Origin of the sequence: Adlercreutzia mucosicola DSM 19490, from assembly GCF_000422625.1 — a bacterium.
In the GTDB taxonomy this organism is placed as follows: Bacteria; Actinomycetota; Coriobacteriia; order Coriobacteriales; family Eggerthellaceae; genus Adlercreutzia; species Adlercreutzia mucosicola.
Genome location: NZ_AUGK01000005.1, coordinates 151253 through 175363, shown reverse-complemented (window position 1 = coordinate 175363; position 24111 = coordinate 151253). Strand labels below are relative to the sequence as shown.

Genomic DNA, 24111 nt, shown 5'->3' with positions numbered 1-24111 from the left:
CGATAGATGCAAGTTGGTCTATACTTAGAGCATTTGAAACCTGACGAAAAGAGGTCGTTTTGACGTTGCGTGATTTGTGGCTGTTGATTCGCCACTACGCGAAATGGGTCGTTATCGTGCCCCTTCTTTGCGCATTGCTTGCTGGTGGTTTTATGTTTGCGAAGGAAAGCGCCCGCGGCGAGAGCTATACGGCGAAGGCGACGCTGACGGTGACCGACCCTTCGGGGGTGCTCAGCTCGGCCAGTTTGTCGAACCTGGCCAATGCGGTGGCCCAGAACATCGTCTCGTTGAACGCGGATGCTGGCGCCACGGCGAAGGCCGATGCCACTACTCAGTCCATTGACTTCACTGCTACGGGAGCTAACGCCGACGATGCGGTGGCTACCGTGAACGCTATCGCTTACGAATCAGCGGATGCCATTCAGGTGGCGCTCGCTCAGCAGGGCGACGCCTATTGGGATTCGGTGAACGAGGCGGGCTCGCTGGGCGCGGCATCGGATGCTTTTGCACCGGGCACTACGTCGGCCGATCGCGTCGCGGCATTGAAGTCCTGCGTGTTTACCGTGGCGGAGGCCTCAGCGGCGGCGGGAAGCGGATCCAGCAATGTGGTTAAGTACGCGGTAGTGGGGTTACTGGGTGGCCTGTTTGCCGTTGGCTGCGTTCTTGTGCTCGTCGATGCCATGCGCCGTCCGCTGAAAACTAAAGATAACGTGCGCGAATGCACCGACGCTCCGGTATTGGCTCAGGGGGCCACCCCCCAGGATGGCGAGCGTTTGTGGGCCAACGTGCAGTTCGCTTCGGAGGAGCCGGTTGGCTCGGTCGGTGTTGTGCCGGTTTCGGCGGTCGACACCCAGCAGCTCTGCGGGGTTTTGAAGACGGCGATGGAAGCCCAGTGGCCCCAGGCCCACGTCGTGGCCGTCGAGGGCGGTGACCTTGCGGCGGCGACGCGTGCCGGCGACTCTGCGGGTGCTGTCCTCAAATGCGCTCCGCTTGCCGACGGAATGGCCGCAGCCTACGGGGCCCGAGCGGCCCAGGCGACGATCGTGGTGGCGCGCACCTGGAAAGATTCCCAGGCGGCGCTGTGCGATACGTTGAAGGAGCTGCAGCTGGCTGGGGGCAATGTCGTCGGTATCGTGCTCGTTGACTAACGACGTGAAGTTTCCGCGCGGTTGAATCGAGAGGCTGGCCTGTTCCCTATGAATAGCACGCGAAATATCAAGCGCTTTATCGTGAGATCGCTGCCCCTGGTGATTATCGACATCGCCGCTACGGTGGTTTCGTTTCTTATCGCGGCTTGGGGAACGCGAGCGGGGGAGATCGACCTCGCTTCGCCGTTCTTTATCGGGCAGATGGTGCTTCTCGCCGCGGTGAACGTGATCGTGTTCGGCATATTCCGCATGTACAACAGCCTGTGGGAGTACGCCAGCGTAGACGATGCGGCCCGCATCGTGGTGGCGACAGTGGTCGCCTCGGTGGTGGGCGATGTGTTTGGCGCCCTCTTGTTCGACGAGCGCATGCCCTTTCGCGTGTACATCTGCGCCTGGGCCATCCTACTCATCATCTGCGGCATGGCCCGTTTCTCGATCCGGGTGAACTCCAAGGGGCGCAGCTGGTCGTTTTTGGGCGTGAAGGCTCCTGGTGAGGCGCGCACGCTTATCGTGGGCGCGGGAGAGAGCGGCTCGCTGGTGGTGAGTCGCATGCTGGCGGGCAGCGACGAGATCGTCGGCTGCCCCATCGGCTACGTGGATGACGACGGGCGCAAGATCGGCCGTCGCATCCATGGCGTGAAAGTGCTCGGCAGTTGCGCGGACATTCCCCGTTTGTGCAAGCAGTTCTCCGTTGACCAGATCGTGGTGGCCATCCCCTCGGGTACCCAGAGACAGAAGCGCCACGTGTACGACTTGTGCATGGAAACGGGCCGCAAGGTGCTTACCTTGCCCGAAAAAGTAAAGGACATTCCCGAAGAGCAGCTGGGTCGCGTGCCCATTCGCGACGTGGAAGTGTCCGACCTTTTGGCCCGTGAGGAAGTGGCCCTGGACGAGGGGCTCGTGGGCACTTACTTGAAGGGGGCCGTGGTGCTCGTCACGGGTGGCGGCGGCTCCATCGGCAGCGAGCTGGTGCGCCAGCTGCTGCCTGCCAAGCCGGCCAAGATCGTGCTGTTCGATATCTACGAGAACACGGTGTACGAGCTGTACCATGAAATCTCCGGGGCCGCACGGGACGCGGGCATCGAGATTGTGACCGAGATCGGCTCCATCACCCATCTTCCCGCCCTGGAAGAGGTGTTCGAGCGTCATCGCCCCCAGGTGGTGTTCCATGCGGCGGCCCACAAGCACGTGCCGCTGATGGAGTCGAATCCTCGCGAGGCCATCGAGAACAACGTGTTCGGCACACTGAACGTGGCGCGCATGGCTGACGAGTGCGGCTGCTCGCATTTCATTCTCATCTCTACGGATAAGGCGGTGAATCCCGCCAATGTGATGGGCGCCACCAAGCGCATGTGCGAGATGATCGTGCAGCATTATGCCCAACGGTCGCAGACTGTGTTCGCCTCGGTGCGCTTCGGCAATGTGCTCGGTTCCCATGGCTCGGTGATTCCCCTGTTCAAGCGGCAGCTGAAGGCGGGCGGTCCCATTACGCTGACCCACCAGGACATCACGCGGTACTTCATGACCATTCCCGAGGCGGCTCGTCTGGTCATTACGGCGGGAGCCTTGGCCGAGGGAGGCGAGATCTTCGTGCTCGATATGGGCGAGCCGGTGCGCATTTACGATCTGGCCGAGAACCTGATTCGCCTGTCGGGCCTGACGGTGGGCGAGGATATTGAGATCAAGGTGACGGGCTTGCGTCCTGGTGAGAAGCTGTACGAAGAGCTGAACATGGACGATGAGCCCACCGTGCCCACGGCCAACGGGGCCATCACGGTGATCAAGGGCGTGCGGCCTGAAGTGGCCAGCGTGGAGGAGCGGCTGGCGAAGCTGGAAGCGGCGCTGCCTCAGGAGCGCGACGACATCAAGCGGGTGCTGAAAGAGGCGGTGCCCACTTACACCCCCGAATTCCAATAGCACAGGAGAGCTGGTATGGCTGAGAAGATGAACATTCCGTTTTCGCCTCCCGACATTACCGAGGAGGAGATCGCCGAGGTGGCCGATGCCCTGCGTTCGGGCTGGATTACCACCGGCCCGCGGGTGAAGGAGCTGGAACGCCAGCTGGCGGCTTATCTGGGGGTTCCGCGCTGCGTGTGCCTGAACTCCCAGACGGCATGCGCGGAAATGGCCCTGCGCGTGCTGGGGGTGGGCCCGGGCGATGAGGTGATCGTGCCGGCCTATACCTACACCGCCAGCGCTTCGGTTATCTGCCACGTGGGCGCCACACCCGTCATGGTGGATTGCGCGCCCGACTCATTTGAGATGGACTATGACGCCATGGGGCGCGCCATTACCGCGCGAACCAAGGCTGTTATTCCCGTCGATCTGGGCGGCGTTCCCTGCGACTACGATCGCATCTTCGCGGTGCTGGAAGAGAAGCGGTCGCTGTTCAATCCCGCCTCGGCCATTCAGGAGGCGCTGGGCCGCGTGGCCGTGTGCGAGGATGCCGCCCATGCCCTGGGCTCTGCCTACCACGGTCGGATGATCGGATCGGTTGCCGACTTCACATCGTTCTCCTTCCATGCGGTGAAGAACTTCACCACGGCGGAGGGGGGCTGCCTCACCTGGAATCTTCCGAGCGAGGTGCCCGATGACGAGGTGTACCAGAAGGTGCAGCTGCTCTCGCTGCACGGGCAGTCGAAGGACGCGCTGGCGAAGACCAAGCTGGGGGCCTGGGAGTACGACGTGTTGGGGCCGTGGTACAAGTGCAACATGACCGATATCCAGGCCGCTCTGGGCCTGGTTCAGCTGAAGCGCTACGAAGGGATGCTCGAGCGTCGCCGCGAGTTGATCGCTCTGTACGATAGCTATCTGAAGCCGCTGGGGGTCGAGCCGCTTCCCCATCAGGGCGAGGGCTATGCATCGTCGGGCCATCTGTACATTTGCCGCGTGCCCGGCGTGTCGCCCGACGAGCGCAATGCCATCATCGAGGCCATGGCCGAGCGTGGTGTGGCCACGAATGTGCACTATAAGCCGCTCCCGCTGTTGACGGCCTACAAGGACCTCGGGTTCGATATCGCCGACTATCCCCGCGCCTATGCTCGTTTCGCCAATGAGGTGACCTTGCCGCTGCATACCTGCTTGACCGACGAGCAGGCTCATTATGTGGCCTCTACATTCGCCGACATAGTCGGAGGGACGCGGTGAGGCTTCTTCCTTGGGATGCACTGCCCGACGAGCTGAGGTGCGAGGCGGTCAGGCCCTACTACGAGACCCTGGCGGCCAAGCGGGCACAGCTGGCGGGCAAGCGTTGCTTCGATATCGTGGTGGCGGCGCTTTTGCTGGTGCTGCTCAGCCCGGTGTTCCTTGTGCTGGCCGTTGCCATCAAGGTAGATTCGCCCGGTCCGGTGTTCTATCGTCAGGAGCGCGTTACCCAATACGGCAGGCGATTTCGCATCTTCAAGTTTCGCACGATGTGCGATCGGGCCGATCAGATGGGCAGTGCCGTGACGACAGACGGAGACGTTCGGGTCACGCGCGTCGGTGCCAAGATTCGCGACTATCGTCTCGACGAGATCAGCCAGCTGATCGACATTCTGCGGGGGACCATGACGTTTGTGGGCACCCGTCCGGAGGTGCCCCGCTATGTGGAGGGCTACACGTCCGAAATGATGGCGACGCTGCTTCTGCCCGCGGGTGTCACTTCAACGGCGAGTATCCAGTTCAAAGATGAAGCTGATCTGCTGAATGGGGCCGATGACGTGGACAAAGTTTATGTGGAAGAGATTTTGCCCCTGAAAATGGAATACAATTTGCAGGATGTAAAGAAATTCAGCCTGCCGCGGGATCTGCGCATTATGCTCGCAACGGTAGGCGCCGTAACGAATCGAGGAGAATAGCGTGTCCGGGAAAACGATCTGGACGATCATGATGGACAACTGCCTGCCCGAGCATGGGCCCCACAATCGTCACTTCTGGTTCGCGAAACATCTGAAAGAGCAGGGCTATAATCCTGTGGTGTTTGTGGCGAGCCGTGAGCGTGGAAACGCCATCCAGATGATCGGGGATGACGCTCCCTTTAAGGTGGATGATTCTTACGGCTTTCCTTTTGTCTATATTCGTATTAAGGATTACGGCGAGAGCATGAAGAAACGCATTCTCGCTATCTTTGAATTTCACAAGCGCCTCAACAAATACGCCGACACCTTTGCGGAGATGTATGGGAAGCCCGATGTCATTCTGGGCTCGAACGGCTATCCGCTTTCGCCGTGGTTGGCCAATCGTCTGGCAAGGAAATACCATGCAGCCAGCATTTGCGAGGTGTGTGATCTGTGGCCGTTGTCACTAGAAGTGTATGGCGTTATCGGGCGTGGTGGCGCCATTGCAAAAGCCATGTACGTGCTTGAGCGCAAGAATTACGAAGATGCAGATGCCATTGTTTTTTCCATGGAAGGTGGCTCGCGCTATATTGCAGACCACGGTTGGGATGTAGCCCACGGCGGAAAGATCGATCTGTCGAAGGTCCATCATATTAACAACGGTGTTGATCTGGAGGCTTTTGATGCCAATCTTACAAGAAGGGGTGCTGGTGCGTCTGAGATAGCATCGGATGGAGCTACTGTTGTGTACGCCGGCTCGATGCAGAAGATCAACAACGTTGAATATCTCGTTGATGCGGCCGCTTGCCTTCGTGACGAGCCGATCCAGTTCATTTTCTACGGAGACGGCGAGGATGCGGCTTTTTTGCGTAAAAAGGTATCGGAAGAGGGACTGACAAACGTTTCTCTCCCGGGGGCGATCGACAAACGCGATATTCCCGCGGCTCTGCATGGGGCGACCTTGCTTCTGATGTACTCGCTGCCTGAGGACGAGATTGCAAAGTACGGGATGAGCCAAAACAAGTTGTTCGACTATCTTGCTAGCGGCCGTCCGGTGCTCTCCAATCTGCCCTCCGATTTTTCGGTGATCAACAGATACGATTGCGGCATCGAGGAGTCGTTTTCGGGGCCCGAGGATTTCGCTCGGCGAATTGCGCAGATGCTGTCTGACGAGGATTCGTTGAAACGGTGGGGAGAGAATTCTCGCAGCACTGCCGAGTTATACTCTTTTGTCAGCCATACGAACCACCTCATTGAGATCATTGAGGACATTACCAAGGAGGAACAGTGAACAAGCAGGAGTTGTTGGACAAGATCGCCTCTCGCGATTTGGTGTGCGGCACCGTGGGTCTCGGCTACGTGGGCCTGCCCCTTGCCGTGGAGAAGGCCAAGGCCGGCTTCAAGACGGTGGGCATCGATGTGCAGGCCGAGAAGGTCGACATGGTCAATCGCGGCGAGAACTACATCGGCGACGTGGTGAACGAGGATCTGCAGCAGCTCGTGAACGATGGCATGATCGAGGCCACCACCGATTTCTCTCGCATCGGCGAATGCGACTTCGTGGCTATCTGCGTGCCCACGCCCCTTGACGTGCACCAGCAGCCCGATACCTCTTACATGGAGTCTTCCGCTAAGGCCATTGCGCCCTACCTTAAAGAGGGTGTGATGGTGGTGCTGGAGTCCACCACCTATCCTGGCACGACCGAGGAGCTCATCCGACCCATTCTGGAAGAGGGATCGGGCATGACCTGCGGTGAGCAGTTCTACCTGGGCTTCAGTCCCGAGCGCGTTGATCCGGGCAACCTCATCTACAAGACCAAGAACACCCCCAAGGTGGTCGGCGCTATTGGCGACGATGCGCTGGATTGTATCGCGGCTCTGTACGAGTCGGTACTCGAGGGCGGTGTGACCAAGGTATCCAGCCCGGCGGTGGCCGAGATGGAGAAGATCCTGGAGAACACCTATCGCAACGTGAACATCGGCCTGGTGAATGAGATGGCCATGCTGTGCGATCGCATGGGTATCAACGTGTGGGAGGTCATCGACGCGGCCAAGACGAAGCCCTACGGTTTCACGGCGTTCTACCCGGGTCCGGGCCTGGGTGGTCACTGCATTCCGCTCGACCCCTACTACCTTTCCTGGAAGGCGCGCGAGTACGGGTTTCATACCTCGATGATCGAGTCCTCCATGATGGTGAACGACCAGATGCCCGAGTACTGCGTCGACCGTGCCGCCCGTGTTCTGAACGAGAGCGAGAAGTCGCTGAAGGGCGCTGATGTACTGGTGCTGGGCGTGGCCTACAAGCAGGACATCGACGACTATCGTGAGAGCCCGGCCCTGCGCGTAATCGAGTGCCTGGAGAAGCGCTGCGCGAACGTGAGCTTCTACGACCCGTGGGTGGCCGAGTACCGCTACAAGGGCGATACTAAGCAGTCCATTCCTGCGCTGACTGAAGAAGCGCTGTCCGATGCCGATCTGGTGATGGTGACTTGCGCTCACACGAACGTGGATTACGATTTCGTGCAACAGCACGCCAAGGCCATCTTCGACACGAAGAACGCCATGAAGGGCGTTGAAGTACGTGACAATATCGAGGTGCTGTAGTCCAGCGACGGCGACGGCTCTGGCAAGTAAGGTGAGGATGTAGCAATGAAGTGCGCCATTATCGGATGCGGTCGTATTGCGGTGAACCATGTGAAGGCGGTTGCGAACAACAACCTCGATCTGGTTGCGCTGTGCGATGTGGACGAATCGAAGTTTGACATCATGCTGGAGAAGGCCGATTGTGGCGATTTCTCCAATACCGAGCGCTATGCCGATTATCGGCAGATGCTCGCCGATCATCCCGAGATCGAGCTGGTGGCTATTGCCACCGAGAGCGGCAAGCATGCCGAGATCGCCCTTGATTGCATCGATGTGGAAAAGAATCTCATCATCGAGAAGCCCATGGCCATGTCCATCGCCGATGCCGACGAGATCATTCGTCGTGCCGATGAGAAAGGCGTGAAAGTCTCCGCCTGTCACCAGAACCGTTTCAACGTGGCCATCCAACAGCTGCGGGAAGCTGTCGAGGCCAACCGCTTCGGAAAGCTCTCCCATGGCAGCATTCATGTGCGCTGGAACCGCGGCAAGGGCTATTACAACCAGGCTCCCTGGCGCGGTACGTGGGAGCAGGATGGCGGCACGCTGATGAACCAGTGTATCCACGGTATCGACCTTTTGCGTTGGATGATGGGCGATGACGTGGTCGAGGTGTACGGCACGACCCGTCAGCGCTTCCACGACTATCTGGAGGCCGAGGATGTGGGTGTCGCCGTGGTCAAGTTCGCCAACGGCGCTGTGGGCACCATCGAGGGCACCAGCAACGTGTACCCGAAGAACTTGGAGGAGACTCTGTACATCTTCGGCGAGAACGGCACAGTGAAGATCGGCGGCACGTCCACCAACAACATCGATGTATGGGACTTCGCCGACGAGACCGAGGCCGATGCGGCGAACAAGGGCCTGGAGGAGCAGACCTCCAACGTGTACGGCAACGGACACACCTTGCTCTACGCCGATGTGGTCGATGCCATTCAGAATGATCGGGCACCCTATGTGGATGCCGTGGCCGGCCGCAACGCGCTTGAGATGGTTCTCGCCATTTACAAGAGCCAGAAGACGGGCGAGCCGGTGGCACTGCCGCTGGGCAATTTCGCCAGCACTGATATGGCGGGGGAGTTCTAATGGAAGGCGTGTTCGTTCACGAGAGCTCTTACATCGACGAGGGCGCCGTTATCGGCGATGGCACCAAGATCTGGCATTTCTGCCATGTGCAGTCCGGTGCCGAGATCGGCTGCCATTGCAGCTTGGGCCAGAATGTCAACGTGGGCTCCAATGTGAAAATCGGCAACGGCGTGAAGATTCAGAACAATGTGTCTGTCTACGAGGGCGTGACGCTGGCCGATTACGTGTTCTGCGGCCCCTCCTGCGTGTTCACGAACGATTTGACGCCGCGTGCGAAGTATCCCAAGGGCAACGTCGGCTACAAGGCCACGCCAGTGGGAGAGGGGGCCTCCATCGGGGCGAATGCCACCATCGTCTGCGGCCACGAGGTGGGCGCGTGGTCCCTCATCGGCGCGGGCGCCGTTGTGGTGTCCGATGTGCCGGCCCATGCACTTATGCTGGGCGTGCCCGCCAAGCGTAAGGGCTGGGTGTGCGAGTGCGGCACTCTGCTCGGTGCAGAGCTCGCTTGCGAAGATTGCGGCCGAGCTTACCGCGAGACCGATAAGGGCCTGGAAGAGGTGGAACGATAATGCAGTTCCGAGATCTGAAAGCTCAATATCTGGCGTTGAAGCCTCAGATTGACCGGGCGATTTTCGATGCCGTCGAGGAGGGACACTACATTTCCGGCCCCCAGGTGCGCGAGCTGGAGGAGCGCCTTGCCGCCTACGTGGGCGTCAGGCACTGCATTACTTGCGCCAACGGCACTGATGCCCTGCAGCTTGCGCTGATGGCCTGGGGCGTGGGTCCGGGGGACGCGGTATTCGTGCCCGACTTCACCTTCTTCTCCAGCGGTGAGGTGGTGTCGGCGATGGGAGCGACCCCGGTGTTCGTCGACGTCGATGAGTCTACGTTCAATGTGGACGTGACAAAGTTGGAGGAGGCTGTGGTGGCCGTGCGCGACGAGGGCAAGCTTGTGCCCTCAGTTGTGGTGTCGGTGGATCTGTTTGGCTTGCCCGCCGACTACCCGGCGCTCAAGCCCTTGTGCGAGAAATACGGTCTGAAGCTGCTGGAAGATGGTGCTCAGGGTTTCGGCGGTGCTATCGGCGAAGCCATGGCCTGCTCGTTCGGTGATATCTCCACGACGAGCTTTTTCCCCGCCAAACCGCTCGGCTGCTATGGCGATGGGGGAGCGGTGTTCACCGATGACGACGAATGGGCTGCGCTCATCCGCAGCTACGCCGTTCACGGAAAGGGATCCTTTAAGTACGACAACGTGCGTGTCGGCATGAACAGCCGTCTGGACACTATTCAGGCCGCCGTGCTGTTAGCCAAGCTGGATACCTTTGCGAACGAGGAAGTTGCGAAGGCGAACAAGATCGCGCGTCTCTACGATGATGTGCTGGCGGATTCGGGCCTTGCTTTGCCCCAGGTGCCCGATGGGTACACGAGTTCTTGGGCGCAGTACACCGTGCGGCTGCCCGAGGGCATCGATCGTGACGACCTTCAGGCGCGACTCAAGGAACAGGGCGTGCCCACGATGGTGTACTACCCCAAGCCCATGCACGAGCAGGGGGCCTTCGAGGGTGCCTGCGTTGTTGCTCCCGGCGGCTGCCCGGTCACTGAGCGTTTGTGCGCCACCGTGCTGAGTCTGCCCATGGGGCCGTATGTGGGCGCGGAGGATGTTGGTTTCGCATGCTCGGAGCTTCTCGCTTGTGACGGTTTGGGTTTCGATGCTTAACAGAGAAGAGAATGCAACGATAGCTGGCGGTTTCGGAGCAGCTCTCGTCTGCCTTTTCGTTTTGGCGCAGTTCTTCGTTAAAGTTTTTTTCGTAAACGATCTAATGGGAAATGCGCTCGTGGCAGTAATAGGTGCAATCTGTCTTTTGTATGCCTGCAGGAAGGAGAGCTCGAGCCCTCTTTTTGGGGTCATTTTCGGATTTGCATCATGTGTTTCGCTCCTGATGCTCGCGTCGATGCTGTACAACCAGAACACTTCCCTTGAGGACTTCTTATGGGTTTGGGCTTACTCTGGACCTGTGGCCATCATGTTGTCGCAATCAGTGGATCACAGGGTTTTTGCCATTGCATTCTATACGGTCGTTGCCTTTTTGCTTGTCCAGATCGCAATCGGGGTTGACAGTGCCGAGATATTCGAAAGCGGTTCTCGAAACGGTATTTCCAGTAATGTGATTCTTCTGGCCGTACTCGTATATTATTACCGCTGGAGGCAGCTTCGCAAAATCAATCTCCTTCCCGCCATACTTGCTGTGCCTGTATGTTTGTATAGCGTCGGTCGTGCGGGAGTTGCTGTTAGCATTGTGCTATTGGTTTTCGTGTTCGTTGCATACCTTGTCTTGGAGGATCGCCCGGCATTCTTGAAGTTTCTCATCGTTGCACTGATTTGTGTCCTGATAGCTATTTTTGCGGTAGAGTTATTCTCCGGTCTCATTGATTCGCTTTTGGAGCGGTTTCAGCGAGAAGGGCTTGAAAGCGGAAGAACAAAGATGTGGAGCGAGTATTTCGGACTCGTGTCGGCATCCTTTGGAAATTTGCTGCTTGGGGCGCCAACAATGGCTGATATGAGTTTGCGGATCGCATTCCAACAAGGCAATCTCCATAATTCATTCTTGATGCTTCATGCTCATTTTGGCGCAATCGGTTTCGTTGTCATCACGTCCTGCTTCATCATTTTTCTGCGGCAGCTCGTGAGGCGAGGGGAATTGTTTGTTGTCGGAATTATCGGAGTCGCAGTAATCAGAATGCTATTCGATGGAATTGCTTTTTTCGGTCCCTACGACCTATTGTTTATGTGCATGGTGATACCGGTTTTGTGTGGAGAGCGGTATCGCGGTGCACTTTCCCGCGATTGGGATATTTGGGACAAAAGCAATGGATTGAGGATGCTTGGTCGGGGTATGGTATGAAAGCATTATTGACTGGCTGATTAAAGCTGACTTGCGACGCAAGGCGCGTCACGGCTGCAATAGCGGTGGCAGATTACCTTGTTTCCATGTGACAGCTGTGTCATCGGATGGGTTTTTCTTACGGATATCTAGTTGAAACTTGAGTGGACAAATTGAATCGGAGGAACAAGGCATGAGTTCAGATGGCGCTTTGAAAGAATTTTTGAGATTTGGAAAGCGGTGTGCTTTCAAGGTGCTGCCCGAAGGAGCGTATTTAAAGCTTTTGTATCGGATACGATTTGGGCGACGGCTCGATCTTAGAAATCCTCAAGCGTTCTCCGAGAAGATATATTGCTTAAAGTCGATCAATGGGGAGCTGTTTGCTCCCTTGATGCAACGTTGCTACGATAAGGTTGACGTGCGCGGATATATTCTTGAAAAGCTGGGTGAAGCACGCGGCGAAGAAATATTGAATGAACTTTACGGCGTTTACGACAGTCCTGAGGATATCGATTTCGATGAGCTCCCCGATGCGTTTGTGCTTAAAGTTACGCAAAGCAGCGGCTTTAATATCATTTGCCCCGACAAAGCAAAGCTCGATAGGGAAGATGCCGTTAGACGTCTCGCCCAATGGCAACGGGCTTCCGCTAATGCCGTCGACTCATTCGAAGAGGGGTATGTGTACAACGGAAATCCTAAAATCTGTTGTGAGAAATTCTTATCCCTTGAGGATGGCTCCATTCCGCCTGATGTGAGAATTTATTGCTTCAATGGTGAGCCGAAGCTATTCGTGTGCGATTTCGAAACCACCAAGATCGATGGAACTCATGGCACGGATATCAAGCGAAACGTATACGACATGGATTGGAACCTTCTGGAGGTTGATTTCGGTCGTCCTCGTGATGCGTCCATCAAGATGGCCAAGCCGGCTGTTTTTGAGGAGATGGTAGATATTGCTCGGAAGCTATCAGCGGATTTTCCCTTCGTAAGGGTTGACTTGTATGATCTGTCGGGCAAGATCGTGTTCGGTGAGTTGACCTGGATTCCCATGGGGGGAAACTGCATCGTTGATCCTGCCTCATTCGATGTTGAGCTTGGATCGTGGCTCGAGATCCCGGGTCATTTTGGGGTAACGAGAAAGCGCGAAGAGCTGGTGGACTAATGGCCAACCCTCTTTTTGTCGGCCTTCTTCGTTTGAAGAGTCTGTCTATGCGCTTATTGCTTGGTGAGGATAGACGGGAAGCTCACTCGCCCGAAGCTCAGAGAAAGATTATCGAGAGTTTTCCAGAGCCGAGAGATGCGATCGAACGCTCGTACTTTCAGTATGTATGCCAGAAAAAGAGATACGCATCTGTGACGTATCGAGCATTGTGCTCGGTGGCAAATTTGGCAGCACTTGTTCCTCTGGTGTACTTTGTCGCGTTCAAGCGTATGGACGATGGTTCGGAGATGAGTGGCGCCTCGGAGAGTGCTTCTGCGGTGTTTCTCGGACAGCCCCATATACTTGATAGACTGCCGAACTCGCTGAGAGACAAGTACGATGGAATTGACGCTGATTTGCAGTACGGCATGTCGATGACAAAGCGCGAGCGACAATTAATAAGAGGCATCTGGGCTAGATATCCGTTGAGTTTCTTGTTTGTTTTAAAATGTGCAATGAAGCTCATGGCATATTGCGACATTATCGACAAATCAGGCGCGAAAGCGATTATTGCTACAAGCGAAGATTCCTACACATCTTCGATTCTTACGTACTATTGTCGCATGCGATCGGTGCGGCATATCAATATCATGCACGGAGAGATACTCTACGGTTTGGCGCGCACCTTCTTTAGCTTTGATGAGTGCGTCGTTTGGGATGAATACTATAAAAACTTGTGCCTGAGAATGAGGGCGGAATCCGCACAGTTCAAAGTCGATATTCCCGAGGGATTGTTGTATCGCGGCGATAACTCTAACATGGTTGGCGCAACGTATTACTTTCAGAATCAGACACGAGAGCAGATGATTGAGATAAAGAAGGCGCTTGATCATCTAGGGGTTTCATATCGTGTTCGTCCTCATCCCATCTACACCAATATGGATAATCTCAATTTGGTGTTTGACGGGGAAATGATCGAGGACTTTGATAATGTCCCCATTGAGCAGTCCATCATGGGGAGCGAGATGCTCATTGCAAAGAGCTCGACTGTCCTCTTCCAGGGATATATCAATAAAAAAAAGGTCGTAATAGACGACTTGAGTGATCCATGCTCGTTTTCTCAAGCGAGAGAGAGCGGTTATATCATGGCCAACAAGTGCGAATGCGACCTTCTGAGCGAGATCGTCGCGCGTGTCGACTGAGTACCGTAGGGTACTCGTCAGGGACGGGGTAAGTGTGTGCGGGCATGCGAGGGCTCAATCTTCCCATGCCTGGGCTTTGGATCAAGTTAGGTAAAGATTGGAGACTTAAAGGCAAGATGGGTTCTATGAAAAAAGCCCTCTTCTGGAAGCTTCTTGAAAGAGGTGGCGCTAAGGGGCTGCGCCTTTTGATTCAGATTGTTCTGGCTCGCATTTTAGCGCCTGAAGAATTTGGCCTTCTCGCCATCTTGCTCGTATTTGTTTCACTGAGCGATATTTTGATTCTGGGAGGACTCGGTGCCTCTCTTTTGCGGATGCCGAATGCCCGAAGGATTGATTACTCGACGGCTTTTTGGTTAAGTGGGGCTTTTTCTCTGGTAGCGTTTGTTGTCCTATCATTACTCTCCCCGTCGATCGCCTCATTTTATATGCAGCCTGATTTGGTGTTGCCTCTTATAGTACTCGCGCTGCAGTTTTTTCCGCTTTCGTTCAATAATATACAAGTCGCGAAGACGACTCGCGATCTTAACACGAAACCAATTTTTGTCGGAGTTGTCTCCGCTGAACTACTTGCAGGAGTTGTCGCACTTATTCTTGCGTACTGCGGTTTAGGGCTCTGGAGTCTGGTTGTTCAACAGCTCTTGGGTGCTGTGGCAACGTGTCTATTTACAGCAATATTAGTGAGGTGGCGGCCGTATTTTGAGTTTAGCCAGGAGTCGGCACGTGAGTTGTCGCGTTTTGGCTACAAGGTAATGCTCACTGACCTTCTCAATAATAGTGCCAGCAGTCTTTACACCATGGCAATTGGTAAAGTATTCAGCCCAGCGCAGTTGGGCTTTTACTCGCAGGGTCAGAAATATCCACTCGCTATTTCAGAGGTGCTAACAGGTGCGCTCACGCCGGTGCTCCTTGCTGGCTTCGCTGAGAAGCGGCATCGGGCTCGGGATGAATTTATGGCGTCAACGCGTCAAGCGGCTCGCTTCACTTCGATTCTTCTTGCGCCGGCAACGGCCTTCTGCATTCTATTTGCTTCGGATATCGTATCGCTTCTTCTGACCGATAAATGGCTTCCGTGCGTTCCCGTATTTCAGCTCTATTGTGTTGCCAGCCTGTCTCGTTCCCTTACACTTATAACGAGGCAGGGAATTATGGCAACCGGCAATGCTAGAGACCCTCTGCTTATTGCGATACTCAAGCTTGTGTCGTCTCTTGCGCTTTTCGGTGCTGTTGTGTTTATGGGCGGCGGCCTGACATTGATTACCGCTGCTTGGGTTTGTGCTTGCTTAATAGAGCAGGGCGCCACGATGGCTTCGGCGCGTAAGTCTTTTGGGTATAAGATTTCAGTACAATGCTTCGATATCTTGCCTGGAATGGCAACGAGCTTTTCGGGACTTGCCCTAGCCTTTATAGCACAATCGCTCGGACTCCATGTGCTCATGTCAGCGCTTGTCTTTGCGATGGGGTGCCTGCCCTTGAGTATCCTTGCACTCAAGGGCAGGAGATAGCGGCTCATATTGCGCTTTTGGAAACCGTGAACGTGTGTGACGCAAGTTGACTGGCGCCCTTAAAGCACTCTATTTGCTCCAACAACAACCGCTCCCTCTTTGGTGACGCTTTTGCTAACGCAGGCATTTGCGCCAATCGTTACTCCGTCAGCTATGATGATGTCGTTCCAAAGTTTAGCTCCAGGTCCGATGTAGACATCGTTGCCGATATGGGGCGCACCAGGCGAAGTTGGGCTTACGCCAATATTAACAGCGCTATTTAATGTACAGTTCTCGCCGATGCGCGCATGACGAGACACCACAATGCTGCCATAGTGAAGAATGCACAAGCCTGGCCCGCACACATTCAGGGGAATGGAAAACCCTAACTGCACGCTCTTCCTCTGAAAGCGCCAGCGAAGTAGGACTTTCAGAGGAAACCATCCCCGGGATTTCTTGCAGTTCTCCCAATATTCAAGACGGCGAAGCAACCGCTGGTATCGAGCCACTGGATCCACGAGCCAAATCATGGAATTGCCAGCCTGGATGAGAGGATGACGCGTTTTGGCGCCAAGAGCTCTCATGTCCTGCGCGACGTACCACTTGTAATCTTCTTTACTTGCTATCAAGGAAGCCCTCCATGGGTATATCCCAAAACACCTTTGTCATTGAGGTGTTGTTTGCAACTCGATTCAGGATTTCGCGAGTTTTCTCATGGTACTTTTCGGCTGTCTGCGGTTGATAGTAGGGGTTATCCAGGGGATCGGGCGCCGGCATCGATCCCGCCCGCTTCAGGGCAATCGCGATCTCGTCTTTGAGGCATTTCACGTCTAATACGCTCTTTCCTCGCACGCGACCGTCCTGTCTGTGCCCAATATTGATAGTGCACACACCCAGCGAGGGAGCTTCGATTAAACCCGAGGAGGAATTTCCTACAAGCGCTCGAGCGTGCTGCACCAAGTGATGGTAGTCACGGGTCCTCAGATTCTCACAATAGTGGGCGTTTTCGTTCGACGCAACGAAGTCCTGCACGGCCGCGCGAACTACGTCTGAGTGCGTGTCCGCATTGGAGCCAATGAAGACGTAGTCATAGTCCTCGAGTTCAGAGATAGCGCCGAGTAGTTCTTGGGTCTGAGCAAGAGGGTCTGCTGTCGACATGGTTTCGGGATGAAAGAGAACCACAAAATAGTCGCGCTGTGGAAGAGGGTAGGAGGGAGACTTACCGAAATCTGTCACAAGGCAATTTTCGGCACCAAGTGCTCCAAGGTTAAAGACGCGATTCGGCTCTTCCCCCAGCTGAATCACTCTGCGGCGATACTCTTCCGTGGCGGTGAAATGATAGAGGCTCATTTTGGTAATGGCGTGACGGATGAACTCGTCGTAATTTGCGAACGTCGCTTCGCCCCCGTGGATGTGCAGTATGGGAATGCGCTGCATGGCCGCTGCGGTCGCAACTGATAGCATCTCGTACCGGTCGCCCAGGATAATGAGCAGATCGTACTTATTGTCAGCAAAGTGAACCGAGAAACCCTCGAGGGCCCTAGCCATAGAGCGCGCGACACCGACCTCGGAAAGCGAATCAATTCCGAGGGGAATTTCGATGCCAATGGAAAACCCGTCTTCTTTCACTATATCAACCTGATATCCGTAGGCCTGTTCAAGAAGAGCGCCGGTGACCAATATGGATAAATCTATCGCCGGGTCGTCGTTGAGAAGCTTGAGGTATCTCCGAACAATTCCATAATCGGCCCTCGAGCCAGTTGCAAATGCGACCTTGCTTTTTGTGCTCGTATCCACTTTATCGTCCAATCAATCGTCGAGTCATGCAGAGTTCGGCTAGGGCGAAATCGATGTCATCGTCAATGTCGACCGATGATTCTTTGTCCATGACGTATGCCAGAGATCTCGCGCCAAAAAAATGGCCTTGGGCAAGATATTCATCGGGCTTCGCAATGAATATGGCGCCATTCGGAGAGTATTCCGCGCTGTCTTGCCTTCGATAGTTCGAGTAGTCGATGTCGAAGAGTGCGAGACTTCCATCAGCGGCAAGGGGATGGACCAGGTGAGATGCGTGTTCGGCCAAGGATACGCTGGCCACAAAGTCGTATTGCGCAAAGTTCAATGTGATTAACCGCATGGCGTCGGCAATCTGAGAAGCTGTCCGTAAAGGTGATGTGGGTTGAAGAAGGGTGAATAATTTCGACGGGCAGACTTTGTTGTGCAGCAAGTCTTCCAATACCATGAAAGTGGTTGCAGAAGAGGTTGCTAGTCGCTGGTCGCGGTAGACAACCTCTGCCCCCCATGCTTCTGCAATGGCTCCGTAATCAGGGGAGTCCGTCGAGACAAGAACCTTGTCAAAGCAGCCGCTCCCAAGCGCCGCCTCGATCGTCCATGCCAGCAGAGGCTTTCCGCACAGTTCCTTGACATTTTTTCCCGGCAGTCCCTTGGATCCTGAACGAGCGGGAATTACGGCCATGCACTCGCAATTTATTCTTGCCACGAAAATCCCTCCGCGACAATCAGCTCGTCTTCTTCAAAATCGCGCATTGCGGTTGCCCCCATGAGCTCATTCCAACACATAGGGCTGATGCCGTTGCCCGGGCGTTTGCAGGTGACATTGTCTTCGCTGAACGCCTCTCCTCGAGCAATCGGCCTGGACGCAACGATGGATTTTCTGGCGACTATCTTATTTTTCGCTTCTGAAGGAGTCACTTTCTTCTCTGCGCTTCCCCTCATGAGCTCCATTCGTCTGACGTTTTGACACAACTCGGTGAGTTCTTCGGGTGTAGCAGATGCTTTGTGGTCTGGACCGGGCAGGTTCTTGTCAAGCGTAAAATGCTTCTCGATTACCGAGGCACCAAGTGCGGTCGCCGCTGCGGCAGCCAGGGCTCCTACTGAATGATCGGAAAAGCCAATCTCAAGTCCAGGATACTTGTCCTGCAGGGCCTTGATTGCAAGGAGATTCACATCACAGTCTGGTGTTGGGTACTCAGTATTGCAATGAAGAAGCACGATCTTGCTTTGCTCGATCCCTCCTGATGTCAGCACCTTGAGGGCGGTGCTGATTTCGTCCAGCGTAGCCATCCCTGTGGATAGCAGCACACGCCCAACCGGAATTTGAGTTAATCGTTGTAAATATGGCAGGTTGGTGATCTCTCCCGAAGGTATCTTCCAGGTCTTTTGTTCCTGTTGTGCCAAAAAATCCATAGAACCTAAATCGAAGGCAGTGGAGAATGCGTCGAGGCCCAGAGAACGCGCAAATGAAACAAGCTCGAGCAAATCCTCGCGACCCAATTCAAGGGCCTTTGTCATTTCAAGCTGGGAATCCGAATCGCCCGTAGTGGCAATTTGGTATTCTGCTTTAGGGGCGTAACGCGATATAAGGGCATCAGCGGAAAAAGTTTGGAACTTCACCGCGTCAACTCCGCACTCTTGCGCAGTTGTGACCATTTTTCGCGCCAACTTGGGATCACCGTTGTGGTTGCATCCTATCTCGGCAATGATGTATGTTGAACTCACCAGAACCTCGCTTCTCGACGAACAACACGTGCGGGTACGCCAGCAACCGTTACCCCGGATTCGACGTCTTTGGTGACGACTGCGCCGGCTCCGACTATTGACCAGCTTCCCACGCTGAGCTGCCCAATAACTACAGAGCCAGAACCGACAAAGGTGCCCTCACCGATGAGCACATCTCCATTAAGAACGGCTTTCGTGGAAATGTTCGCATGGCTCTCCACGCTGCTGCCGTGCTCCACAAGCGCCATTGTGTTGATAACGACATTGTCGCCGATCTCGACGCCCGCATTCACGATAGCCATTTTTCCGATAAAACAGCCTTTACCAACTTTCGCCAAAGGGGAGACAATGGCTGAGGGATCCCAAACGGAGGCGAAATCCGCCCCGATCTCGCTAAGCTTATCGAACCAGATCTTTCGCTTTGGATCGCTTCCGATGGCGATGAAGAAGCTGAAGTTCTCCGGATGGGGAATATCGTCCAGGCTGTGGGCGAGGACTGGGTAGCCAAAATGCTCCTCTTTGTCGGGGCGTTCATCTAGAAAACCCTTAAGGTCATACTGCAGCGGATCAAACGAATCGAGTACCGATTTCGCATAGCCGCCAGCCCCTATTATGATCAGTTCTTTTTTCACTCGGGTATCGCTCCAATACTACTAGTCTCTTTTGACGATAGTTAGTATATGTTGCCTTTTTTCTTCAGGCAATCGACGATCCGAAAAGACTTACTACCGCCAGAATTACTATCGTGGCATGGGAGGATGGCGCGCCGGTGGGTTTTATGAATGTTATCGCGATACATGGGGGCAATCGCCTTGTTGGTGTGAGAAGTTGGAGATTCCGGAATGGGTTTTGGCCAGTATGCCCATCCGGGTTGTGTTGGAGGGGCATACCGTTGATTATGCGACGCGGACGAAGAGCGTGCCGTCGATAAGATCTATGCTTTTTTGCGAAGGGAAAGCTTCGGGAACGGAGTCGATTCCCGCTTCGCGCTCCGCTTGAGACATTGAGCTTGTGTCTGCAATCTTAAGAGGGAGGCCAAGAATATTATGAAAATATAGCTCAACGGTTTCAACCGAGGAAATTGGTATATTGGCCGCAAGGCCCACGGCGTAGCCAGTAAATTGCCCGCTATCGTCAAATGTCGGCTGAGAGAGCGCCGGGGGAAATCCAATGCGATTATTTTTGAATAGTACATTATTGGATGGAACTCCAACGAAAGCAACGGGCGTTTCCCCGGGGACATAGCCATCGGTGGTGTCCATGCGCTCCACCAGGCGCGTCATAAAGGAAAAAGTGGCCTGGTATTCAAGGTCCTTCTTGAGGTAGACCTGGTTTGCATAGATGACTCCGCTGGCGGCCATGCAGAGAACGAGGGTCGTTGAGAGGACGATGGGCGCGAAATGCCTCGACGCACGATGTCCTGTCTTGCTTTTGTTGGGTTGTGGTTGCGTCGAGGGGCTGTTTGCTGTGGATATTGAAGCTGCGCTGGGGCTGCATGACTGCAGTATCGCGAAAACGGCGGGGTAGAACAGGTAGTAAGAGAAAATCATGAGACTGTGCACAGTCGGATAAGAGGCTATATTGACGCAATTCATTGCTAGGGGCAGGAGGGCAAGGATCGTTGCGGCCAAGAGGAGATTGGTCTTCGAGGTGTTATTCCGTGCGTGGCCCAAGAGGCCGATGAGCCCAATCGTGAGAAGTGCCAGGTTGCATACGCCGATGAGGGGGATGGCGTACGTCTCAGGCCAAACCAACTTGGTCCAGAAATCGAGCCACACGGCAAAGGCGACCTGATAAATTGGGGTATTCGAGGAGAAGGCGGCAGAGACGGAATTGTAGGTATGGTACTCGGCGCCTCCTGCGAGAACGAATGCGACTTTTTGAGCGACGAGATAGAGGAGGAGGCCCGCTATTATCGTGAAAGCAACGCGGATGCCAAAATGCAGGCATTCTTTTCTTTGGTTTGCCAGGAGCCGTTGGGCGCATGAGATGAGCGTGAGCGTGACGGCTGCTGAGAGGTAGCTTTGGTAAAGGCCGGCCGAAAGGCAGAGCAGGAGTGCGGCTGCCGCAGAGCAATACCAGGTATGGCGATTGCAGAGATTAATTGAGGCGCACGAGAGAAAAAGGGCGAGCATCATGATGTCAAACCAGTCAAGGTAGGTGGCATTGACGAGCGTGATGGTGGCATTGGTGGTGAGCGCAGCGCAGACGGCAAGGATATAGAGACGATTTGTGATGTGAAGAAGCTTAACGATCTGCCAGTTCGCAAGTGCGAGGAACAGTGTTCCGAGCATTCCGATAAGCCAAGGAGCGACTATGGCTCCGCGAAGCGCAACGTAAAACTGTTGAAATGGGCGTCCGATTCCAATCTGGTGTTCCCAGTCATTCTGCATCACCATGAGGGAATCATGGGAGAACAGGGAGTTTGTCCAGCAATAAAGATGAGCTGCAAGGGCGCAAAGCGCAGTGCAGAGAAGAATGTATTTGAACGTGACGGAGTCGGTTTTGCCGCTATCGCCAAATTGGCTAATACGATCGAAGATAGAGTTCATCGGCAGAGTCCTTCTGATTGATTGCGGGTTCCCGTGGATGATGCATTGAGGGGAGATGGGAGAAAAACCTGAATACCGAAGATCGCCCATGCGATAAAAAGAGCAATTGAGCATGGCAATAGATTGATTTGGGCATTAAACAGGTAGTTGCTGTATGTGACGCAGTCGCATGCGATGACAATGAGACAACAAAGGAGGGGTAGCTTCCAGTTACGCATGCAAAAGAGGCAGACGATGAGAAGCACTGCGATAAGGTAGCCGTAGCGTTCGTGCATGGCGGGCAGAAATTCGACGCAAGTCCATGCCGACCATGTCGCCAGCAGGATGGCGCGGTGATGGCTAGGGCGAAACGCGGCAGAACGCCTCATACGGTAATCGATGCAAAACCCGGCGAGAAGCACAAAGACGGTCAAACCGATGGCGGGGAGTTTGAAGAATTCGAAGTTGTTGCTTATCATGACCCAAAAGCTGGGGTAGTTTAGATACATGGCTGCGTAGGTTGCCGCTTGCCCGAAGTAGATTTCGAGGGGCGCGAAAAGTGAGCGACCTGCGATAATGCCGGGAATCGAAAGAAGGTAGAATCCTAAGACGGCCCAGAGTGCCGCGGGGATGATGCGGATGCGGCGAAAGAGAAGGCAGTAAGCGAAGAAGGGCACGATAAAGCATGCCTGCAGTTTGAACGAGAGTGCGACGCCGAGAAGGAAAAAAGCGAGCGGAGGCTTGTTTCTAAAAAGGGCCCTTATTGCCGCAACAGCAAAGCAGCTGTAGATGGCATCGCATTGCCCCCAAACAGCGGAATTGGCCACAACGGGGGGCAGGATGAGTATTACGCCGTAGGCGATCGCGGCCTTAGTCTCGCTGCGAGAAATTTGTTGCACGAGAAGAAAGACCTGCCACGCGAGCAGATAGTCAAACGCAATAGATATGCTTTTGTACAATGCGAGGGCCGGAAGCGGGGTGTAGGTGCCGACTAATATGAGGAACTGATAGGGGATGCCGTAGTTTCCCACCTGTTGCCCCAGGGCTGCCAGCTCGAGTTCAGAAATTTTATCGTACCAGGGGAGAAGAAATGATTTCGCATCGTTGCTGATGAAATCTAGGCCAGGCCATCGCAGCACAAGGGCAACGAATGAGACGGTGGCCATAAGGACGATCGTGTTCGATAGGTTGTGGCGCGACTTGCGCTGGCGAGGGTCCTCTCTTTGCTCGGCTGCACCCTCTTTGGCGTGGCTCTCCATGCTAGAATCCCACTCGCTCTTTGATGAGATAGCGGGGACGGTCCTTCGACTCGAGGTAGATTTTGCCGATGTATTCGCCGATAACGCCGATTGAGAGCAATTGAAGGCCCCCGATGAGGAAAATGGCGCTCAATGTGCTTGTCCAGCCGGGAATGCTATTGCCAGAGGCAAAGGTGGCGAGGGCCCAAACGAGTCCGATGAGACCGACGCATCCGAAAATAATACCCGTCGTTGAAATGAGATGAATGGGTTTAACGGATAAGGAGGTGATCCCATCGAGGGCAAGATGGGCCATTTTGGCGAAGGGGTAGTGACTTTTGCCGGCTACTCGGTCGGAACGCTCGTACTCAACGGTTGTTGATTGGAACCCGATAAGGGGCACAATTCCGCGGAGAAAGAGGTTCTTTTCCCCGAATTGGGAGAGTCCGTCGAGAGCGGTTTTTCCCATGAGTCGAAAGTCTGCATGATTGAAGACGACTTCGGCACCCATTTTCTGCATGAATCGATAGAACGATTCGGCGGTTTTACGCTTGAAGGGCGTATCGGTGTCACGTGCGCTGCGCACGCCGTAAACGATTTCGTTTCCTTGGGAGAAGCGGGCAAGCATATCGTCAATCGCGTCGATGTCATCTTGTCCGTCGCAGTCGATCGATATCGATACGTCGCAAAAGCTGCGCGCCTCCATAAGGCCGCAGAGAAGAGCGTTCTGGTGCCCCCGATTGCGAGAAAGCGCAAGCCCAACTATGAGGGACGATTCGGCGGAGAGCTGGGTGATGAATGACCAGGTTTCGTCCCGGGAGCCGTCATCGACAAAACAGATGCGGCTCTCTGGCGAGACTGTCCGAGATTCAATAAGAGACTGAAGTTTTGTCAGAAAAAGGGGAGCAGTAGAGGGAAGGACCTCCGCTTCGTTATAACAGGGGATTACGATCCAGAGAGTTGGGGGGGGGGTATTCATTGAGCTCGTTTCCGCAAGTGTAGGTTTCTGCTTGGGTGATTATACTGCATTTTTGGTCTGCGTCCTAATGGGGACGGCGGGGCAATATGCCGATGCGATATCATCCCCATTGGCGTCATCTGGTGAGACGGATATGTAAGAGACACGGAGACGACCGCGGGCGCGCTTTCCCAAGCTACTGGCGAGGCGGATGGGCTCACTGCTGCGGTGTGGTCGAGCATTGGAGGCCAAATAGGGCGTCCATTAGGATTTCGGTTCTCGACGAATAGCTCGTTGGAGATGCGAACGGAATCGATACCTTCTCTCGCTTGAGTTGTTGGCGCGTCGTTGCGTAGCGAGAGTGATCGTATTGCGGATTCTACGCACATCGGCTGCGTGGCGTGTTGTTTCAGAAGAAAAGTTTCCTAGTGTCGCGGTCGACTGTCTGGCTTGCAGGTCGTTCGGGG

At 54.9% G+C, this 24111-nt stretch carries 21 protein-coding genes; 13 read left to right on the top strand and 8 right to left on the bottom strand.

Annotated elements, in window-relative coordinates; translation table 11 throughout:
• Positions 1-152 precede the first annotated feature (152 nt).
• From G503_RS0103435 to G503_RS0103375, 13 genes are all read left to right on the top strand, one after another.
• Positions 153-1148: a hypothetical protein gene (locus G503_RS0103435; RefSeq protein ID WP_028026483.1), complete on the top strand. Its 996-nt coding sequence runs from the start codon at positions 153-155 to the stop codon at positions 1146-1148.
• A gap of 48 nt (positions 1149-1196) precedes the next feature.
• The gene (locus G503_RS0103430; RefSeq protein ID WP_035021615.1) at positions 1197-3065 is read left to right on the top strand and encodes a polysaccharide biosynthesis protein; all 1869 of its coding nucleotides are present in this window, start codon (positions 1197-1199) and stop codon (positions 3063-3065) included.
• Between the two features lie 15 nt (positions 3066-3080).
• The gene (locus G503_RS0103425; RefSeq protein ID WP_202805159.1) at positions 3081-4295 is read left to right on the top strand and encodes a DegT/DnrJ/EryC1/StrS family aminotransferase; all 1215 of its coding nucleotides are present in this window, start codon (positions 3081-3083) and stop codon (positions 4293-4295) included.
• On the top strand, positions 4292-4987 hold the full coding sequence (locus G503_RS0103420) for a sugar transferase (RefSeq protein WP_028026480.1): 696 nt from the start codon (positions 4292-4294) through the stop codon (positions 4985-4987). The genes G503_RS0103425 and G503_RS0103420 overlap by 4 nt, the downstream gene beginning before the upstream one ends.
• Position 4988: 1 nt before the next feature.
• A complete protein-coding gene (locus tag G503_RS0103415; RefSeq protein ID WP_028026479.1) occupies positions 4989-6257 on the top strand; it encodes a glycosyltransferase family 4 protein in 1269 nt (422 codons plus the stop codon).
• A complete protein-coding gene (locus tag G503_RS0103410; protein ID WP_028026478.1) occupies positions 6254-7570 on the top strand; it encodes a nucleotide sugar dehydrogenase in 1317 nt (438 codons plus the stop codon). The genes G503_RS0103415 and G503_RS0103410 overlap by 4 nt, the downstream gene beginning before the upstream one ends.
• 45 nt (positions 7571-7615) lie before the next feature.
• Entirely contained in the window at positions 7616-8692 is a 1077-nt protein-coding gene (locus tag G503_RS0103405; protein ID WP_028026477.1) for a Gfo/Idh/MocA family protein, read from the top strand.
• On the top strand, positions 8692-9261 hold the full coding sequence (locus G503_RS0103400) for an acyltransferase (RefSeq protein WP_028026476.1): 570 nt from the start codon (positions 8692-8694) through the stop codon (positions 9259-9261). The genes G503_RS0103405 and G503_RS0103400 overlap by 1 nt, the downstream gene beginning before the upstream one ends.
• Complete coding sequence (locus G503_RS13455; protein WP_035021614.1) at positions 9261-10409, top strand: DegT/DnrJ/EryC1/StrS family aminotransferase; 1149 nt, start codon at positions 9261-9263, stop codon at positions 10407-10409. Before G503_RS0103400 ends, G503_RS13455 begins: the two co-directional genes overlap by 1 nt.
• A complete protein-coding gene (locus tag G503_RS0103390; RefSeq protein WP_028026475.1) occupies positions 10384-11595 on the top strand; it encodes an O-antigen ligase family protein in 1212 nt (403 codons plus the stop codon). The genes G503_RS13455 and G503_RS0103390 overlap by 26 nt, the downstream gene beginning before the upstream one ends.
• A 172-nt stretch (positions 11596-11767) precedes the next feature.
• The gene (locus G503_RS13450; RefSeq protein WP_051190867.1) at positions 11768-12736 is read left to right on the top strand and encodes an ATP-grasp fold amidoligase family protein; all 969 of its coding nucleotides are present in this window, start codon (positions 11768-11770) and stop codon (positions 12734-12736) included.
• A complete protein-coding gene (locus G503_RS0103380) occupies positions 12736-13917 on the top strand; it encodes a hypothetical protein (RefSeq protein ID WP_028026474.1) in 1182 nt (393 codons plus the stop codon). Before G503_RS13450 ends, G503_RS0103380 begins: the two co-directional genes overlap by 1 nt.
• A gap of 116 nt (positions 13918-14033) precedes the next feature.
• Positions 14034-15419 (top strand): lipopolysaccharide biosynthesis protein, encoded by a 1386-nt coding sequence (locus tag G503_RS0103375; RefSeq protein ID WP_169628138.1) that lies wholly within the window; start codon positions 14034-14036, stop codon positions 15417-15419.
• A gap of 59 nt (positions 15420-15478) precedes the next feature.
• On the opposite strand, the gene G503_RS15920 is transcribed toward G503_RS0103375, so the two are convergent.
• From G503_RS15920 to G503_RS0103340, 8 genes are all read right to left on the bottom strand, one after another.
• Positions 15479-16027 (bottom strand): LbetaH domain-containing protein, encoded by a 549-nt coding sequence (locus tag G503_RS15920; protein WP_156891899.1) that lies wholly within the window; start codon positions 16025-16027, stop codon positions 15479-15481.
• Positions 16014-17195, bottom strand: a complete 1182-nt coding sequence (gene neuC / locus G503_RS0103370; protein ID WP_035021612.1) for a UDP-N-acetylglucosamine 2-epimerase — start codon at positions 17193-17195, stop codon at positions 16014-16016. The genes G503_RS15920 and neuC overlap by 14 nt, the downstream gene beginning before the upstream one ends.
• A 1-nt stretch (position 17196) precedes the next feature.
• Entirely contained in the window at positions 17197-17898 is a 702-nt protein-coding gene (locus G503_RS13445) for an acylneuraminate cytidylyltransferase family protein (RefSeq protein WP_202805158.1), read from the bottom strand.
• Positions 17886-18917 carry an N-acetylneuraminate synthase gene (neuB, locus tag G503_RS0103360; protein ID WP_028026471.1) on the bottom strand — a complete coding sequence of 344 codons (1032 nt, stop codon included), beginning with the start codon at positions 18915-18917 and terminating at the stop codon, positions 17886-17888. The genes G503_RS13445 and neuB overlap by 13 nt, the downstream gene beginning before the upstream one ends.
• A complete protein-coding gene (locus G503_RS0103355; protein ID WP_028026470.1) occupies positions 18914-19549 on the bottom strand; it encodes an acetyltransferase in 636 nt (211 codons plus the stop codon). The genes neuB and G503_RS0103355 overlap by 4 nt, the downstream gene beginning before the upstream one ends.
• A 264-nt stretch (positions 19550-19813) precedes the next feature.
• Positions 19814-21469, bottom strand: coding sequence for a glucosyltransferase domain-containing protein (locus G503_RS0103350; protein ID WP_028026469.1), 1656 nt, complete (start codon positions 21467-21469; stop codon positions 19814-19816).
• Positions 21466-22707: a hypothetical protein gene (locus G503_RS16260; protein ID WP_028026468.1), complete on the bottom strand. Its 1242-nt coding sequence runs from the start codon at positions 22705-22707 to the stop codon at positions 21466-21468. Before G503_RS16260 ends, G503_RS0103350 begins: the two co-directional genes overlap by 4 nt.
• A gap of 1 nt (position 22708) precedes the next feature.
• Positions 22709-23665, bottom strand: a complete 957-nt coding sequence (locus tag G503_RS0103340; RefSeq protein ID WP_028026467.1) for a glycosyltransferase family 2 protein — start codon at positions 23663-23665, stop codon at positions 22709-22711.
• Between the last annotated feature and the right edge of the window lie 446 nt (positions 23666-24111).